The sequence below is a fragment of the Mixta intestinalis genome, from assembly GCF_009914055.1.
Lineage (GTDB): Bacteria > Pseudomonadota > Gammaproteobacteria > Enterobacterales > Enterobacteriaceae > Mixta > Mixta intestinalis.
The window spans coordinates 4242345-4258501 of record NZ_CP028271.1; the positions used below are offsets into that span (position 1 = coordinate 4242345).

Consider the following 16157-nt stretch of genomic DNA (forward strand, 5'->3'; position numbering starts at 1 on the left):
CCCGGCTAACAGACCGGGCTTTAGATCAGGCGAGGCGGGTGCCGGGTGTAAACCACTCGCGGCGCGAATTCAAAATATCCTGGGCTGACATAGCCTTTTTACCCGCAGGCTGTAGGGTCTGAATGTTTAGCAAACCTTCTGCAGTAGCAACCTGAATACCATTTTTATCCGCTGCGATGATTTCACCGGGCTGATGCTGGTCCTGTGCTGGCAGCACGTTAGCCTGCCAGACTTTAACCGGCTGCTCTTCAATCATGAAGTAGCTAACGGGCCAGGGATTAAAGGCACGGATACAGCGTTCCAGCTGAGCGGCTGATAACGTCCAGTCAAGCCGGGCCTCTTCTTTACTTAGCTTTTCAGCATAAGTCGCGAGCGCATCATCCTGTGCCTGAGGTTTGATGCTACCTTCGTTTAACTGCGTCAGTGTTTCCAGAAGCCCCTGTGGGCCCAGGGTTGCCAGCTTGTCATAAAGCGTTGCGCTGGTATCCCCGGCTAAAATCGGGCATGCCAGTTTCAACAGCATAGCTCCGGTATCCAGTCCCGCATCCATCTGCATGATGGTAACGCCAGTCTCACTATCGCCAGCCCACAGCGAGCGTTGGATTGGTGCCGCGCCGCGCCAGCGCGGAAGCAGGGAGCCGTGCACGTTGATACAGCCCAGACGGGGCATATCCAGTACCGCCTGCGGCAGAATCAGTCCATAGGCGACAACAACCATAATATCAGCCTGTAATTCAGCAACCAGCTGCTGGCTGTCGGCCGGACGCAGCGATTTAGGCTGGAATACCGATAGTCCATGCTGTAACGCCAGCTGTTTTACCGGGCTGGGTGTTAATTTATTACCGCGCCCGGCAGGGCGATCGGGCTGGGTAAAAACCCCAACAACCTGGTGGTCAGACGTCAACAGCGCGTCGAGGTGACGTGCTGCAAAATCAGGCGTACCAGCAAATATAATTTTTAGCGATTCAGACACGTTATTCCTTAACTATCAGGAAGCACGCGCATTAAGGCGAGCTAATTTTTCCAGTTTTTGACGAATGCGCTGGCGTTTGAGCGGAGATAAATAATCGACAAATAATTTACCGACCAAATGATCCATTTCATGTTGGATGCAGATAGCCAATAACCCATCCGTTTCCAGCTCGAACGATTTACCCTCGCGATCCAGCGCCCGGATTTTAACGCGCGCAGAACGCGGCACCAGCGCCCGCTGCTCAGGAATGGAGAGGCAGCCTTCTTCAATTCCTGTTTCGCCACTTTTTTCCAGCAGTTCAGGGTTAATCAGCACCAGACGTTCATCTCGGTTTTCCGATACGTCGATAACGATAATGCGCTGGTGGATATCTACTTGCGTAGCGGCCAGGCCAATCCCTTCTTCGGCGTACATTGTTTCGAACATATCATCGACGATACGCTGAATTTCTGCATTCACTTCTGCTACCGGCTGCGCGACGATGCGAAGACGCTCGTCGGGATAATGTAATACATGCAAGACTGACATAACTTTCCAGATCTGTATTCAGAGAAGAAACCATCGTTACCTCTTATTGTAGACATTTCACACCTTGATTGACAGCATTGCGGCAAGGGAGAGACGGGCTGATGCACGCCAGGAGAGAAAGCTAAATGACATCCGCAGAAGTATGGCTACGCCTGATGAGTGTAAAAGGAATATGCGGCGAAAAAATGCTGCGGGCGGCAACGGTATTAATTGAAAACGAATGTGGTGACGCCGGTCTTTATCTGGCTGCTGGCCTTAATTGTGAGCAGGCGCAGGCTTTTGAATCAGTGCCTGAAAAACATATCGAACATACGCAGCGTTGGCTCGAGCGCCAGGGACATCATTTGCTTACCGCCGATGATGCGCGTTATCCACCACAGCTAAAGGATATTACGCGTTATCCGGCTGCTATTTTGGTACGCGGCGATCCGCTATTGCTGGCGTCACCGCAGCTGGCAATTGTCGGTAGCCGTAATGCGTCACATTATGGCAGGCAATGGGGGGATTACTTTACTCAAGGCCTTGCGTTAAGTGGATTGACTATTACCAGCGGTTTAGCGCGAGGCATTGATGCAGTGGCGCATCGGGCGGCGCTTGCCGTCAATGGCAAAACCATTGCCGTACTGGGAAGCGGGCTGGAGCAGATTTATCCCACTACTCATAAGGGCTTAGCGGAAGAAATTATTGCCGCAGGCGGTGCGTTGGTTTCCGAGTTTCCTCTTTGCACGTTGCCTTATGCTCACAATTTCCCGCGCCGTAATCGTATTATTAGCGGGCTTAGTCGTGGTGTGCTGGTGGTTGAGGCGACGCTTAAAAGCGGTTCGCTGGTGACCGCACGCTATGCATTAGAGCAGAATCGTGAGATTTATGCGTTACCGGGGCCGTTAGGCAGCCAGGCCAGCGAAGGTAGTCACTGGCTCATTCAACAGGGTGCTTTTCTGGTAGCGCATCCGAATAACATCATTGAACAGCTGAACAGTTCGCTTCATTGGTTACCGCTTCCTGCACAGAATAGAATTAATTCTTCAGACAATGCTGATGGTCCATTGCCATTTGCCGAGGTGTTGGCTAACGTAGGAGATGAGGTTACACCTGTTGACGTCGTCGCTGAACGTGCCGGCCAACCTGTGCCAGCCATCATAGCTAAACTGCTTGAGCTGGAGTTAGCAGGATGGATCGCAGCTGTACCCGGCGGCTATGTCCGATTAAGGAGGGCAGGCCATGTTCGACGTACTAATGTACTTGTTTGAAACTTATATTCACAGCGAAGCAGAGATGCGCGTTGATCAGGATAAACTGACGGACGATCTGGCCGATGCTGGCTTTCATCGTGATGATATTTATAATGCGTTGAACTGGCTGGAAAAACTAGCAGATTATCAGGAAGGCCTTGTTGCGCCGATACTGCTGACCACCGATCCGCTCTCGATGCGTATCTATACCGATCAGGAATGTCAGCGTCTTGATGCCAGCTGTCGCGGTTTCATTCTGTTTCTTGAGCAGATTCAGGTGCTCAATCTGGAAACGCGCGAAATGGTTATCGAACGGATAATGGCTCTGGATACGCTTGAGTTCGATCTGGAAGATCTAAAATGGGTGGTGTTGATGGTGCTGTTTAACATCCCAGGATGCGAAAATGCCTATCAGCAAATGGAAGAACTGCTTTTTGACGCTAATGAAGGAATGATGCACTGAGTTCTATCTCAGTGGCACAACATAATGAGTAAACCAGCACTTTTCACAGTGCGAAAATATGAACCCTGCCCCGTTTGTGGGGCAGAGCTCGTTATTCGCTCCGGAAAGCATGGGCCTTTTCTTGGATGTTCGCATTATCCAGATTGCGACTATGTTCGCCCGCTAAAAAATCAGGCGGATGGGCATATTGTTAAGGTTCTGGAGGGGCAGCATTGTCCGTTGTGTCAGGCCGATCTGGTATTACGGCAGGGCCGCTATGGCATGTTTATCGGCTGCAGCCAGTATCCTGAATGCGAACATACCGAAACGATCGATCGTCCGGATGAAACCAGTATTGCCTGTCCGCAGTGTCAGCAAGGTCATCTTGTACAGCGCCGTTCGCGCTTTGGTAAAACTTTCCACGCCTGCGATCGCTATCCTGATTGTCAGTTTGCGGTAAATTTTACGCCAAAAGAAGGATCTTGTGCTTTCTGTCACTTCCCCTTATTAATTGAGAAAAAAACCGCTCAGGGTCTGAAGCGCTTTTGCGCCAGTAAAGCCTGCGGTAAACCCGTTAGTGCAGGAAACAGCAGTGAATAAACAACTTCTTCCCGGAACTCTCGACTGGTGCGTACAACAGCTTCAACAACAGGCGGTAATTGCCTATCCCACAGAAGCGGTATTCGGCCTGGGCTGCGATCCGGATAATGAAAAGTCGGTTATGGAATTACTGGCGTTTAAACAACGTCCAGTAGAAAAAGGATTAATTCTCATCGCTGCGGACTATCAGCAGCTCGAACCTTACGTTTCAGACCGTGAACTGTCGGTTGTGCAGCGTGAAAAGATGTTTGCAACCTGGCCGGGGCCGGTAACCTGGGTTCTGCCAGCACTTCCGCAAACGCCGCGCTGGCTGACAGGGCGTTTTGATACGCTGGCAGTACGCGTTAGCGCTCATCCGGCAGTGCAGGCGCTTTGTCGCGCATTTGGCAAGCCGCTGGTTTCTACCAGCGCTAACCTGAGCGGCCAGCCGCCCTGCCGTAATGTGGAAGAGGTGCTGCAGCAATTTGGTAAACATTTTCCGGTGTTACATGGTGAGACCGGCGGGCGCCTTAATCCTTCAGAAATTCGCGATATTATCAGCGGCGACATTATTCGTCAGGGATAGGGAATGGATAATTTTGTTGTCATCGGCAATCCGATTTCACATAGCAAGTCGCCGCTAATTCATCGCTGTTTTGCGCAGCAGACGGGGATTGAACATCGCTATGGCAGTTTGCTTTCTCCGCTCGATAGTTTTAGCCAAACGGTTCAACACTTCCTGCAACAGGGAGGACGTGGCGCGAATATTACGTTGCCGTTTAAACAACAGGCGTATGAACTGGCCGATGAGCTTACCGAACGGGCAGCGCTGGCGGGAGCCGTTAATACGTTGCATCAGCGCGCAGATGGCCGCCTGCTTGGAGATAATACCGATGGCATTGGTCTACTCAGCGATCTACAAAGGCTGGCGCTGATAAAACCCGGAGATAACGTGTTGCTGATTGGTGCTGGTGGCGCGGCACGGGGCGTAATTCTGCCTTTACTCTCTTTTGGCTGCACGCTGACGCTAACTAACCGTACACCGGCGCGAGCCAGTGAACTGGCCGCTATTTTTGCCCATACCGGTGAAATTGATGCGTTGGCGCCAACTGAATTGTCCAGCAGGCATTTTGATTTGATTATCAATGCCACCTCCAGCGGGGTGAACGGCGATATTCCGCAGTTGCCTGCGACGCTAATCCAGACGGATACGCGCTGTTATGACATGTTTTATCAGAAGGGCGCTACGCCTTTTTTACGCTGGTGTCAGCAGGCTGGCGCGACGGCAATGGCTGATGGGTTAGGTATGCTGGTGGGGCAGGCGGCGCATGCCTTTCTGCTCTGGCATCAGGTTATGCCAGAAATTGAACCAGTAATTAATCGTTTGCAGGCTGAGCTGTCAGCATGAATCAGGCAATACAGTTTCCCGATCGTGAAAGCTGGGATGAACAGCGGCAAGCAGTTTGTTTTCCCGCTATGGTGAATGGCTTCCAGTTAACCTGTGCTATTTCAGGAAGTGTTTTACTCCAGCGGTTCGGTGGCAATAACGAACCACTGGCGATATTTCAGCAACACCGTTGGGATCTGGAAGATCAGGCGCAAGCTTTGATTGAAGACCAACAGGAAGATAGTCAGGGTTGGATTTGGCTTTCCTGAGCCAGATAGTCATCTTTCCAGCGGACATAATTGTTCGCTGAGTAACGTAGGCCTTCGATCTCTTTCTCATTCAGCGGGCGAATTTGTTTTACCGGGCTACCTAAATAGAGATAACCTTTCTCAAGACGTTTTCCCGGGGGAACAAGGCTGCCGGCACCAATCATGACCTCATCTTCTACAATAGCGCCATCCAGTACTATCGAGCCCATTCCAACCAGCACGCGGTTACCAATAGTACAGCCGTGTAACATCGCCTTATGACCAACGGTGACCTCTTCACCAATGATTAAGGGGAAACCCTCTGGCTGGCTGGCGGATTTGTGGGTGACGTGCAGAACACTGCCGTCCTGAATATTACTGCGTTTGCCAATCACGACTTTATTCACGTCTCCACGTATCGCAACCAATGGCCAGATGCTGACGTCATCATTCAGCGTGACGTCGCCAATGACGACGCTGGCGGTATCCACCATGACACGATCGCCGAGGCGTGGAAAAGTTTCCTTAAACGGGCGTAAAACTGAGGACATGCTTTTTCTCCTTAACAGGTTGCGGGCAGCGTAGCGGATAATAATCTGAGCGTACCTTGATATTGTGCGGGAATTTTAAGCCGATCGCATAAGAACGCAGCGAAAAGTGCGAAAAGAAAGCAACCGCAAAAAAAGATCGAAAAAAGTCTTGTGCTACGAATTCGGATCCCTATAATGCGCCTCCATCGACACGGCACAACGGCTTACGCCACGCGGTGTTGAGCGGTTCAGCGGTTCTGAATCGCCGGAGAAAAACTTCCTGAAAAAGGGGTTGACTCTGAAAGAGGAAAGCGTAATATACGCCACCTCGCAGCACGGCGAAGCGCCCTGTTGCACTGCTCTTTAACAATTTATCAGACAATCTGTGTGGGCACTCACGGAACGGATATCGCAAACTAATTGCAGTATCAAAGTCTCTGAGTGAACACGTAATTCATTACGACGTTTTTCTCTGAGCATCAGACTTTAATTGAAGAGTTTGATCATGGCTCAGATTGAACGCTGGCGGCAGGCCTAACACATGCAAGTCGAACGGTAGCGGGAAGAAGCTTGCTTCTTTGCCGACGAGTGGCGGACGGGTGAGTAATGTCTGGGAAACTGCCCGATGGAGGGGGATAACCACTGGAAACGGTGGCTAATACCGCATAACGTCTGCGGACCAAAGTGGGGGACCTTCGGGCCTCACGCCATCGGATGTGCCCAGATGGGATTAGCTTGTTGGTGGGGTAACGGCTCACCAAGGCGACGATCCCTAGCTGGTCTGAGAGGATGACCAGCCACACTGGAACTGAGACACGGTCCAGACTCCTACGGGAGGCAGCAGTGGGGAATATTGCACAATGGGCGCAAGCCTGATGCAGCCATGCCGCGTGTATGAAGAAGGCCTTCGGGTTGTAAAGTACTTTCAGCGGGGAGGAAGGGATGAGCCTTAATACGGCTCGTCATTGACGTTACCCGCAGAAGAAGCACCGGCTAACTCCGTGCCAGCAGCCGCGGTAATACGGAGGGTGCAAGCGTTAATCGGAATTACTGGGCGTAAAGCGCACGCAGGCGGTCTGTCAAGTCGGATGTGAAATCCCCGGGCTCAACCCGGGAACTGCATCCGAAACTGGCAGGCTTGAGTCTCGTAGAGGGGGGTAGAATTCCAGGTGTAGCGGTGAAATGCGTAGAGATCTGGAGGAATACCGGTGGCGAAGGCGGCCCCCTGGACGAAGACTGACGCTCAGGTGCGAAAGCGTGGGGAGCAAACAGGATTAGATACCCTGGTAGTCCACGCCGTAAACGATGTCGACTTGGAGGCTGTGAGCTTGACTCGTGGCTTCCGGAGCTAACGCGTTAAGTCGACCGCCTGGGGAGTACGGCCGCAAGGTTAAAACTCAAATGAATTGACGGGGGCCCGCACAAGCGGTGGAGCATGTGGTTTAATTCGATGCAACGCGAAGAACCTTACCTGGTCTTGACATCCACGGAAGACTGCAGAGATGCGGTTGTGCCTTCGGGAGCCGTGAGACAGGTGCTGCATGGCTGTCGTCAGCTCGTGTTGTGAAATGTTGGGTTAAGTCCCGCAACGAGCGCAACCCTTATCCTTTGTTGCCAGCGCGTGATGGCGGGAACTCAAAGGAGACTGCCGGTGATAAACCGGAGGAAGGTGGGGATGACGTCAAGTCATCATGGCCCTTACGACCAGGGCTACACACGTGCTACAATGGCGCATACAAAGAGAAGCGACCTCGCGAGAGCAAGCGGACCTCACAAAGTGCGTCGTAGTCCGGATCGGAGTCTGCAACTCGACTCCGTGAAGTCGGAATCGCTAGTAATCGTGGATCAGAATGCCACGGTGAATACGTTCCCGGGCCTTGTACACACCGCCCGTCACACCATGGGAGTGGGTTGCAAAAGAAGTAGGTAGCTTAACCTTCGGGAGGGCGCTTACCACTTTGTGATTCATGACTGGGGTGAAGTCGTAACAAGGTAACCGTAGGGGAACCTGCGGTTGGATCACCTCCTTACCAGCGGATACCATTCGGTGAAGTGCTCACACAGATTGTCTGATAGAAATAATGAGCAGTAAAACCCCGGCAGGCTTGTAGCTCAGGTGGTTAGAGCGCACCCCTGATAAGGGTGAGGTCGGTGGTTCAAGTCCACTCAGGCCTACCAAATTCTTCCTCATGCTGCGTTATACGTCCGGTCGTTTACCGAAGTAAACTTCCCGAACGTATGCCTTGCCTGAGAAAGAATTACGGTGTGCGGGTTTTACCGAAATATCTGGGGCTATAGCTCAGCTGGGAGAGCGCCTGCTTTGCACGCAGGAGGTCAGCGGTTCGATCCCGCTTAGCTCCACCATCAACGCCCAGGTTGATGACCACTTCAGAATACATTCACGAATGTATTGTGAAGTATTGCTCTTTAACAATCCGGAACAAGCTGAAAATTTGAAAGAGCGGCTTTTTTACAGAAGCCGTTCAGAGTCTCTCAATTTCTCGCGCCGGTAAGTGTCTCACGAGACGCTTGCGGGTTGTGAGGTTAAGCGACGAAGCGTACACGGTGGATGCCCTGGCAGTCAGAGGCGATGAAGGGCGTGCTAATCTGCGATAAGCGCCGGCAAGGTGATATGAACCGCAATAACCGGCGATACCCGAATGGGGAAACCCAGTGCAATCCGTTGCACTATCATGTCATGAATACATAGTGGCATGAGGCGAACCGGGGGAACTGAAACATCTAAGTACCCCGAGGAAAAGAAATCAACCGAGATTCCCTGAGTAGCGGCGAGCGAACGGGGAAGAGCCCAGAACCTGAATCAGCGCGTGTGTTAGTGGAAGCGTCTGGAAAGGCGCACGGTACAGGGTGACAGTCCCGTACACAAAAGCGCATGCGCTGTGAGTTCGACGAGTAGGGCGGGACACGTGGTATCCTGTCTGAACATGGGGGGACCATCCTCCAAGGCTAAATACTCCTGACTGACCGATAGTGAACCAGTACCGTGAGGGAAAGGCGAAAAGAACCCCGGCGAGGGGAGTGAAACAGAACCTGAAACCGTGTACGTACAAGCAGTGGGAGCCTACTTGTTAGGTGACTGCGTACCTTTTGTATAATGGGTCAGCGACTTATATTCTGTAGCAAGGTTAACCGCATAGGGGAGCCGAAGGGAAACCGAGTCTTAACCGGGCGCTAAGTTGCAGGGTATAGACCCGAAACCCGGTGATCTAGCCATGGGCAGGTTGAAGGTTGGGTAACACTAACTGGAGGACCGAACCGACTAATGTTGAAAAATTAGCGGATGACCTGTGGCTGGGGGTGAAAGGCCAATCAAACCGGGAGATAGCTGGTTCTCCCCGAAAGCTATTTAGGTAGCGCCTCGTGAATTCATCTCCGGGGGTAGAGCACTGTTTCGGCTAGGGGGCCATCCCGGCTTACCAACCCGATGCAAACTGCGAATACCGGAGAATGTTATCACGGGAGACACACGGCGGGTGCTAACGTCCGTCGTGAAGAGGGAAACAACCCAGACCGCCAGCTAAGGTCCCAAAGTCATGGTTAAGTGGGAAACGATGTGGGAAGGCCCAGACAGCCAGGATGTTGGCTTAGAAGCAGCCATCATTTAAAGAAAGCGTAATAGCTCACTGGTCGAGTCGGCCTGCGCGGAAGATGTAACGGGGCTAAACCATGCACCGAAGCTGCGGCAGCGACACGTAAGTGTTGTTGGGTAGGGGAGCGTTCTGTAAGCCTGCGAAGGTGTGCTGTGAGGCATGCTGGAGGTATCAGAAGTGCGAATGCTGACATAAGTAACGATAAAGCGGGTGAAAAGCCCGCTCGCCGGAAGACCAAGGGTTCCTGTCCAACGTTAATCGGGGCAGGGTGAGTCGACCCCTAAGGCGAGGCCGAAAGGCGTAGTCGATGGGAAACGGGTTAATATTCCCGTACTCGGCGTTACTGCGAAGGGGGGACGGAGAAGGCTATGTTGGCCGGGCGACGGTTGTCCCGGTTTAAGCGTGTAGGCTGAGCATCCAGGCAAATCCGGATGCTTAAGGCTGAGGCGTGATGACGAGGCGCTACGGCGCTGAAGCAACAAATGCCCTGCTTCCAGGAAAAGCCTCTAAGCTCCAGGTAACGCGGAATCGTACCCCAAACCGACACAGGTGGTCAGGTAGAGAATACCAAGGCGCTTGAGAGAACTCGGGTGAAGGAACTAGGCAAAATGGTGCCGTAACTTCGGGAGAAGGCACGCTGGCGCGTAGGTGAGGGGACTTGCTCCCGGAGCCGAGGCCAGTCGAAGATACCAGCTGGCTGCAACTGTTTATTAAAAACACAGCACTGTGCAAACACGAAAGTGGACGTATACGGTGTGACGCCTGCCCGGTGCCGGAAGGTTAATTGATGGGGTCAGCGGCAACGCGAAGCTCTTGATCGAAGCCCCGGTAAACGGCGGCCGTAACTATAACGGTCCTAAGGTAGCGAAATTCCTTGTCGGGTAAGTTCCGACCTGCACGAATGGCGTAATGATGGCCAGGCTGTCTCCACCCGAGACTCAGTGAAATTGAACTCGCTGTGAAGATGCAGTGTACCCGCGGCAAGACGGAAAGACCCCGTGAACCTTTACTACAGCTTGACACTGAACACCGGTCCTTGATGTGCAGGATAGGTGGGAGGCTTTGAAGCGCGGACGCCAGTCCGCGTGGAGCCGCCCTTGAAATACCACCCTTTAATGGCTGGTGTTCTAACGTAGGCCCGTTACCCGGGCTGCGGACAGTGTCTGGTGGGTAGTTTGACTGGGGCGGTCTCCTCCCAAAGCGTAACGGAGGAGTACGAAGGTCAGCTAATCACGGTCGGACATCGTGAGGTTAGTGCAATGGCATAAGCTGGCTTGACTGCGAGAGTGACGGCTCGGGCAGGTGCGAAAGCAGGTCATAGTGATCCGGTGGTTCTGAATGGAAGGGCCATCGCTCAACGGATAAAAGGTACTCCGGGGATAACAGGCTGATACCGCCCAAGAGTTCATATCGACGGCGGTGTTTGGCACCTCGATGTCGGCTCATCACATCCTGGGGCTGAAGTAGGTCCCAAGGGTATGGCTGTTCGCCATTTAAAGTGGTACGCGAGCTGGGTTTAGAACGTCGTGAGACAGTTCGGTCCCTATCTGCCGTGGGCGCTGGAAGACTGAGAGGGGTTGCTCCTAGTACGAGAGGACCGGAGTGAACGCACCGCTGGTGTACGGGTTGTCATGCCAATGGCACTGCCCGGTAGCTACGTGCGGAAGAGATAAGTGCTGAAAGCATCTAAGCACGAAACTTGCCTCGAGATGAGTCTTCCCTGAGGCCTTTGAGCCTCCTGAAGGGACGTTGAAGACGACGACGTTGATAGGCCGGGTGTGTAAGCGCAGCGATGCGTTGAGCTGACCGGTACTAATGACCCGTGAGGCTTAACCTTACAACGCCGGAAGCGTTTTGGGGAAAGAGAGAGACGCGAGAATTTTCAGTTTGTTCACCGGATTAAAGCATCAAGCGGGAGCGGGTAAAAGCGCGTTCCGGCGACAAGAATTTGCCTGGCGGCGAGAGCGCGGTGGTCCCACCTGACCCCATGCCGAACTCAGAAGTGAAACGCCGCAGCGCCGATGGTAGTGTGGGGCTTCCCCATGCGAGAGTAGGGAACTGCCAGGCATCAAATTTAGTGTGCTGATATGGCTCAGTTGGTAGAGCGCACCCTTGGTAAGGGTGAGGTCCCCAGTTCGACTCTGGGTATCAGCACCAGTTTTACGCAGGGCGAGCAAGATTGCGGCCCCTTTAAAAAAGATTAAATAAGTCGTCTTTGACAGCTTATAAAGAATTTGCCTGGCGGCAAGAGCGCGGTGGTCCCACCTGACCCCATGCCGAACTCAGAAGTGAAACGCCGTAGCGCCGATGGTAGTGTGGGGCTTCCCCATGCGAGAGTAGGGAACTGCCAGGCATCAAACAAACGACGAAGCCTCAGCGAAAGCTGAGGCTTTTTCGTTTCTGTCGTATCGGCTTTACTACAGCAGACGGTAATGAAACGCCCCGGCGTTTGCCAGGGCTGCGCCCAGCTAATGTATAACCTGCGACAGAAATTTGCGCGTTCTTTCTGAGCGAGGATGGGCAAAAAACTCTTGCGGCGGTGCCTGTTCAACGATCTCCCCGCTATCCATAAAAATTACGCGATCGGCAACGGTGCGGGCAAATCCCATTTCGTGAGTAACGCAAAGCATCGTCATGCCATCCTCTGCCAGTCCTATCATGGTATCCAGCACTTCCTTAACCATTTCAGGATCGAGCGCAGACGTCGGCTCATCAAACAGCATGATTTTCGGCTTCATGCAGAGCGAACGTGCAATCGCTACGCGCTGTTGTTGACCACCGGAAAGTTGTCCTGGAAACTTATGCGCATGCTCAGCGATCCGCACCCGTTGCAGATAATGCATAGCGAGCTCTTCCGCTTCTTTTCTGGCGATTTTGCGTACCCAGAGCGGTGCCAGCGTACAGTTTTGTAAAACGGTCAGATGAGGAAACAGGTTAAAGTGTTGAAATACCATCCCTACTTCCGTGCGTACTTTCTCTATATTGCGTAAGTCCTCATTCAGATGAATGCCGTCCACGACGATGCGCCCTTGCTGATGCTCTTCCAGATGATTAATACAGCGTATCGTGGTTGATTTTCCTGAACCGGACGGCCCGCATAATACAATACGTTCTCGTGGTTTAACCGTTAGATTAATATTCTTCAGCACGTGAAACTGACCGTACCATTTATTCACGTTTTCGAGCGTGATCATCGCTTCAGTGGAGTGCGTTACGGATGGCATGATGTGATCCTTAATAAGGTTTACGCCCGGTGTGAAAACGTTTTTCCAGATGCTGGCTGTAGCGCGACATGCTGAAACAGAAGATCCAGTAGATCAGCGCGGCGAATACATAGCCTTCCGTGGACATCCCCAGCCATTCAGGATCGACGGTAGCCTGCTGTACGCTACTAAAAAGATCGAACAGGCCGATAATGATGACCAGACTGGTATCTTTAAACAGCGCAATAATGGTATTGACCAGTCCGGGAATGGTGAGCTTTAGCGCCTGCGGCAAGATCACCAGCAGCTGCGTTTTCCAGTAGCCTAACGCCAGCGATTCTGCTGCTTCAGTTTGTCCTTTTGGCAGCGCCTGTAGTCCGCCCCTGACCACTTCAGCAACATAAGCGGACTGGAACAGAATAATGCCGACCAGCGCCCTTACCAGCTTATCGATGGAAGTCCCTTCCGCCATAAAGAGCGGCAGCATAACCGATGACATAAATAAAACGGTAATCAGCGGTACGCCACGCCAGAACTCAATAAAGATTGTTGAGAGCGTTCTGACTATCGGCATCGATGAGCGTCGGCCCAATGCCAGCAGAATACCCAACGGCAATGCGCCAGCGATGCCCACCGCGGCGATAATCAGCGTCAGCGTTAAGCCACCCCACTGGCGTGTTTCGACGCGCTCCAGCCCAAACAGCCCACCATAAAGCATCAGCCAGACAAATAGCGGATAGATAACGGCCCAGGCGGCGATGTAGCGACCGCGCCGGGGAAGGAGGCGAATAAACATCGGAATCAGTGAAAGCACGCCGATCGCCAGCGTCAGGTTAATGCGCCAGCGCAGTTCATGAGGATAGAGTCCATACATAAACTGGCCAAAGCGTGCATGGATAAACACCCAACAGGCACCATCTTTGGTGCAGTCAGCCCGGCTGTCGCCCACCCAGTTAGCCTGCAAAAGCAGCCAGTTCAGTGCAGGCGGTATAATCTGCCAGAATAGCCACAAACACAGCAAAGTCAGGATTGAGTTAAACCAGCTGGAAAAGAGATTCTTACGCATCCATTGGACAGCGCGCATTAGTACGTTCGTCGGTACCGGAGGGAGATGATCAGTCGTGACTGTTGTCATAGTGCGTACCTTTTAATGCTCAACCAGCGCGATTTTGCGGTTGTAGATATTCATCAGCAGAGAAATCAGCAAACTGATAGTCAGGTAAACCGCCATAGTGATCGCGATGGTTTCAATTGCCTGGCCGGTTTGATTCAGCACCGTTCCGGCAAACAGCGACACCATATCGGGATAGCCAATGGCGGCGGCCAGAGAAGAGTTTTTAACAATATTCAGGTACTGGCTGGTTAACGGCGGAATAATGACCCGCATCGCCTGCGGGATAATCACCTGCCGTAGCGTTACCGGGTTTGGCAGGCCGAGCGACATTGCTGCCTCATGCTGGCCGTGCGGTACCGACTGGATGCCGGAGCGAATGACCTCGGCAATAAACGAAGAGGTATAGATAGAGAGCGCCAGCGTCAGCGCTGCCAGCTCAGGGATTAACGCAAAGCCGCCACGAAAATTAAAGCCGCGCAGGGCAGGCACGTCCCAGTGTATCGCCGCACCAAACAACAGGTATGATATTCCGGGAAACACTATCAGCATCGCCAGCGCCGCGGGCCAGGTGCGGCGTAGCCGTCCGGTTTTTAGCTGATAGCGTCGGTGATAACGAAACAGCGCCGCTGAAAGGATGAATGCCAGCAGTAGCGCGATAATAAAAGGGACGGTTCCCGCGCTGTATTCCGGCCAGGGAATATAGAGTCCACGATTACTGATAAATGCCAGATCGAACGCGCTGATGGCCTGGCGCGGGCCGGGCAGGTTACGCAGGACGGCGAAATACCAAAAAAAGATTTGCAGCAGCGGCGGAATATTACGGAAGATCTCAATGTAGATAGTGGAGAGTTTACGCAGCAGCCAGTTATCAGAGAGCCTCGCCAGGCCGATAAAAAAGCCAAGCACCGAAGCGAATAAAATACAGAGGGCGGAAACCAGCAGCGTATTGGTTAATCCGACCAGGAAAACGCGGGCATAGGTATCACCTTCCGAATAATCGATAAGATGCTGCACAATGCCAAAGCCAGCGTTGCGTTCTAAAAAGCCGAAGCCGGAGGTTATGCCGCGGTTTGCCAGATTGGCTACGCTATTATGGATAAGGTAACCCACTGCAGCTAAAACGGTAATGATCGCCAGGATCTGATAAAGCCAGGCGCGAACCGCCGGATTTGAGAATGAAAAATCCCTTTTCATGCCTGAACGTTGCAGCATGATAAACCTCAATAACGAGAATACCGGCGTGGGCGCCGCAATGACGCCCGGTTTAATAATGGAAGTTAGCGCACGGGCGGCGCGTACTGAATTCCGCCATCTTTCCAGAGCGCATTCTGACCACGGGCAATTTTCAGCGGGCTGTCTTTACCAACGTTGCGATCGAAACTCTCCTGGTAATTGCCGACCTGCTTGATAATGTTGTAGGCCCACTTGTTATCTAACTTCAAATCCTTGCCAAAATCGCCTTCGCTACCCAGCAGATGCGCCATATCAGGCGTAGTAGGTTTAGCGGCCATTTGATCTACGTTTTTAGCGCTGATACCCATCTCTTCAGCATTCAGCATGGCGTAAAAAGACCACTTCACGATGGTAAACCACTCATCGTCGCCGCGGCGTACCAGCGGGCCCAGCGGCTCTTTTGAGATCACTTCCGGCAGGACAATAAATTCATCCGGTTTGCCTAGTTTGATCCGCAGCGCATAAAGCTGCGACTGGTCAGAGGCAAGAGTATCGCAGCGCCCGCTGTCGAGCGCCTTGGCCGATTCGTCCGAGCGATCGAAAGTAACCGGGGTGTACTGCATCTTGTTGGCTTTGAAATAGTCAGCCACGTTCAGTTCAGTATCAGTGCCGGCCTGGATACAGACGGTTGCGCCGTCCAGTTCTTTGGCACTCCTCAGGCCCGCTTTGTTGTGGGTCAGAAAACCGATGCCGTCATAGTAGTTCACGCCAGCAAACAGGAAGCCCATGCCGCCATCACGTGATGAAGTCCAGGTGGTATTGCGCGACAAAATGTCCACTTCGCCAGACTGTAAGGCGGTAAAGCGCTCTTTAGCCGTCAGTGGCGTATATTTAACCTTAGTGGCATCGCCAAATATCGCGGCAGCGGTAGCCCGGCAGATATCCACATCCAGGCCGGTAAATTTTCCGCTAGCGTCAGCGTAGGAAAAACCCGGCAGACCATCGCTGATCCCGCACTGCACAAACCCTTTCTTCTTAATTGCGTCAAGCGTTGTCCCGGCGTGAGCCTGATTCGCCACAGCGAACAGCGACGCGGCGGTGACCAAAGCGGAAAGCATTTTCTTATTCATACATTAT

The 16157-nt window shown here is 52.7% G+C and carries 13 protein-coding genes, 3 tRNA genes and 4 rRNA genes; 13 read left to right on the forward strand and 7 right to left on the reverse strand.

Annotated features, from left to right (window positions below; all coding sequences use genetic code 11):
- Positions 1–25: 25 nt before the first annotated feature.
- Positions 26–973: a methionyl-tRNA formyltransferase gene (gene fmt, locus C7M51_RS19715; protein WP_160623198.1), complete on the reverse strand. Its 948-nt coding sequence runs from the start codon at positions 971–973 to the stop codon at positions 26–28.
- A 15-nt stretch (positions 974–988) separates the two neighbouring features.
- Positions 989–1501 (reverse strand): peptide deformylase, encoded by a 513-nt coding sequence (def, locus tag C7M51_RS19720; RefSeq protein ID WP_160623199.1) that lies wholly within the window; start codon positions 1499–1501, stop codon positions 989–991.
- A 125-nt stretch (positions 1502–1626) separates the two neighbouring features.
- Between def and dprA the strand changes: the two genes are divergently transcribed.
- Genes dprA through C7M51_RS19750 form a run of 6 tightly spaced genes read left to right on the forward strand, consistent with a single transcriptional unit; the run spans position 1627 to position 5410 of the window.
- Positions 1627–2751, forward strand: a complete 1125-nt coding sequence (gene dprA, locus C7M51_RS19725) for a DNA-protecting protein DprA (RefSeq protein ID WP_160623200.1) — start codon at positions 1627–1629, stop codon at positions 2749–2751.
- Complete coding sequence (gene smg / locus C7M51_RS19730) at positions 2723–3196, forward strand: DUF494 family protein Smg (RefSeq protein ID WP_160623201.1); 474 nt, start codon at positions 2723–2725, stop codon at positions 3194–3196. Before dprA ends, smg begins: the two co-directional genes overlap by 29 nt.
- A gap of 24 nt (positions 3197–3220) precedes the next feature.
- The gene (locus C7M51_RS19735) at positions 3221–3775 is read left to right on the forward strand and encodes a DNA topoisomerase family protein (protein WP_160623202.1); all 555 of its coding nucleotides are present in this window, start codon (positions 3221–3223) and stop codon (positions 3773–3775) included.
- Positions 3768–4340, forward strand: coding sequence for an L-threonylcarbamoyladenylate synthase type 1 TsaC (gene tsaC / locus C7M51_RS19740; protein WP_160623203.1), 573 nt, complete (start codon positions 3768–3770; stop codon positions 4338–4340). Before C7M51_RS19735 ends, tsaC begins: the two co-directional genes overlap by 8 nt.
- 3 nt (positions 4341–4343) lie before the next feature.
- Positions 4344–5162, forward strand: coding sequence for a shikimate dehydrogenase (gene aroE / locus C7M51_RS19745; protein ID WP_160623204.1), 819 nt, complete (start codon positions 4344–4346; stop codon positions 5160–5162).
- Complete coding sequence (locus C7M51_RS19750; RefSeq protein ID WP_160623205.1) at positions 5159–5410, forward strand: DUF1488 family protein; 252 nt, start codon at positions 5159–5161, stop codon at positions 5408–5410. Before aroE ends, C7M51_RS19750 begins: the two co-directional genes overlap by 4 nt.
- Here C7M51_RS19750 and C7M51_RS19755 read toward each other — a convergent pair.
- Complete coding sequence (locus C7M51_RS19755; protein WP_160623206.1) at positions 5386–5940, reverse strand: gamma carbonic anhydrase family protein; 555 nt, start codon at positions 5938–5940, stop codon at positions 5386–5388. The two genes, C7M51_RS19750 and C7M51_RS19755, sit on opposite strands and share 25 nt — an antisense overlap.
- Positions 5941–6406: 466 nt before the next feature.
- On the opposite strand from C7M51_RS19755, the gene C7M51_RS19760 reads away from it, so the two are divergent.
- The 7 genes from C7M51_RS19760 (at position 6407) to rrf (C7M51_RS19790) (ending at position 11883) form a co-directional block, all read left to right on the forward strand.
- A 16S ribosomal RNA gene (locus C7M51_RS19760) occupies positions 6407–7949 on the forward strand.
- A 71-nt stretch (positions 7950–8020) separates the two neighbouring features.
- A tRNA-Ile gene (locus tag C7M51_RS19765) sits at positions 8021–8097 on the forward strand.
- Positions 8098–8207: 110 nt separating this feature from the next.
- Positions 8208–8283, forward strand: a tRNA-Ala gene (locus C7M51_RS19770).
- Between the two features lie 178 nt (positions 8284–8461).
- Positions 8462–11367 (forward strand): 23S ribosomal RNA (locus C7M51_RS19775).
- A 114-nt stretch (positions 11368–11481) separates the two neighbouring features.
- Positions 11482–11597, forward strand: a 5S ribosomal RNA gene (gene rrf, locus C7M51_RS19780).
- A 14-nt stretch (positions 11598–11611) separates the two neighbouring features.
- A tRNA-Thr gene (locus tag C7M51_RS19785) sits at positions 11612–11687 on the forward strand.
- 80 nt (positions 11688–11767) lie between these two features.
- Positions 11768–11883 (forward strand): 5S ribosomal RNA (gene rrf, locus C7M51_RS19790).
- The 16S, 23S and 5S rRNA genes sit together here with 3 tRNA genes alongside, the layout of an rRNA operon.
- Before the next feature lie 115 nt (positions 11884–11998).
- Here rrf (C7M51_RS19790) and C7M51_RS19795 read toward each other — a convergent pair.
- The 4 genes from C7M51_RS19795 to C7M51_RS19810 all read right to left on the reverse strand — a co-directional run bounded on the left by C7M51_RS19795 (position 11999) and on the right by C7M51_RS19810 (position 16150).
- A complete protein-coding gene (locus C7M51_RS19795) occupies positions 11999–12754 on the reverse strand; it encodes an amino acid ABC transporter ATP-binding protein (protein ID WP_160623207.1) in 756 nt (251 codons plus the stop codon).
- A gap of 10 nt (positions 12755–12764) precedes the next feature.
- Positions 12765–13817, reverse strand: a complete 1053-nt coding sequence (locus tag C7M51_RS19800) for an amino acid ABC transporter permease (protein ID WP_425280984.1) — start codon at positions 13815–13817, stop codon at positions 12765–12767.
- Between the two features lie 63 nt (positions 13818–13880).
- Positions 13881–15059, reverse strand: coding sequence for an amino acid ABC transporter permease (locus C7M51_RS19805; protein WP_160623209.1), 1179 nt, complete (start codon positions 15057–15059; stop codon positions 13881–13883).
- 65 nt (positions 15060–15124) lie between these two features.
- Positions 15125–16150, reverse strand: coding sequence for an amino acid ABC transporter substrate-binding protein (locus C7M51_RS19810; protein ID WP_160623210.1), 1026 nt, complete (start codon positions 16148–16150; stop codon positions 15125–15127).
- Positions 16151–16157 lie beyond the last annotated feature (7 nt).

Excerpts from the sequence above, each read along its gene's own strand:
- aroE (WP_160623204.1), top strand. The coding sequence starts at position 4,344 with ATGGATAATTTTGTTGTCATCGGCAATCCGATTTCACATAGCAAGTCG.
- C7M51_RS19805 (WP_160623209.1), bottom strand. The coding sequence starts at position 15,059 with ATGCTGCAACGTTCAGGCATGAAAAGGGATTTTTCATTCTCAAATCCG.
- C7M51_RS19810 (WP_160623210.1), bottom strand. The coding sequence starts at position 16,150 with ATGAATAAGAAAATGCTTTCCGCTTTGGTCACCGCCGCGTCGCTGTTC.
- dprA (WP_160623200.1), top strand. The coding sequence starts at position 1,627 with ATGACATCCGCAGAAGTATGGCTACGCCTGATGAGTGTAAAAGGAATA.
- C7M51_RS19735 (WP_160623202.1), top strand. The coding sequence starts at position 3,221 with ATGAGTAAACCAGCACTTTTCACAGTGCGAAAATATGAACCCTGCCCC.
- C7M51_RS19800 (WP_425280984.1), bottom strand. The coding sequence starts at position 13,817 with ATGCGCGCTGTCCAATGGATGCGTAAGAATCTCTTTTCCAGCTGGTTT.
- C7M51_RS19795 (WP_160623207.1), bottom strand. The coding sequence starts at position 12,754 with ATGCCATCCGTAACGCACTCCACTGAAGCGATGATCACGCTCGAAAAC.
- C7M51_RS19750 (WP_160623205.1), top strand. The coding sequence starts at position 5,159 with ATGAATCAGGCAATACAGTTTCCCGATCGTGAAAGCTGGGATGAACAG.
- def (WP_160623199.1), bottom strand. The coding sequence starts at position 1,501 with ATGTCAGTCTTGCATGTATTACATTATCCCGACGAGCGTCTTCGCATC.
- C7M51_RS19755 (WP_160623206.1), bottom strand. The coding sequence starts at position 5,940 with ATGTCCTCAGTTTTACGCCCGTTTAAGGAAACTTTTCCACGCCTCGGC.
- smg (WP_160623201.1), top strand. The coding sequence starts at position 2,723 with ATGTTCGACGTACTAATGTACTTGTTTGAAACTTATATTCACAGCGAA.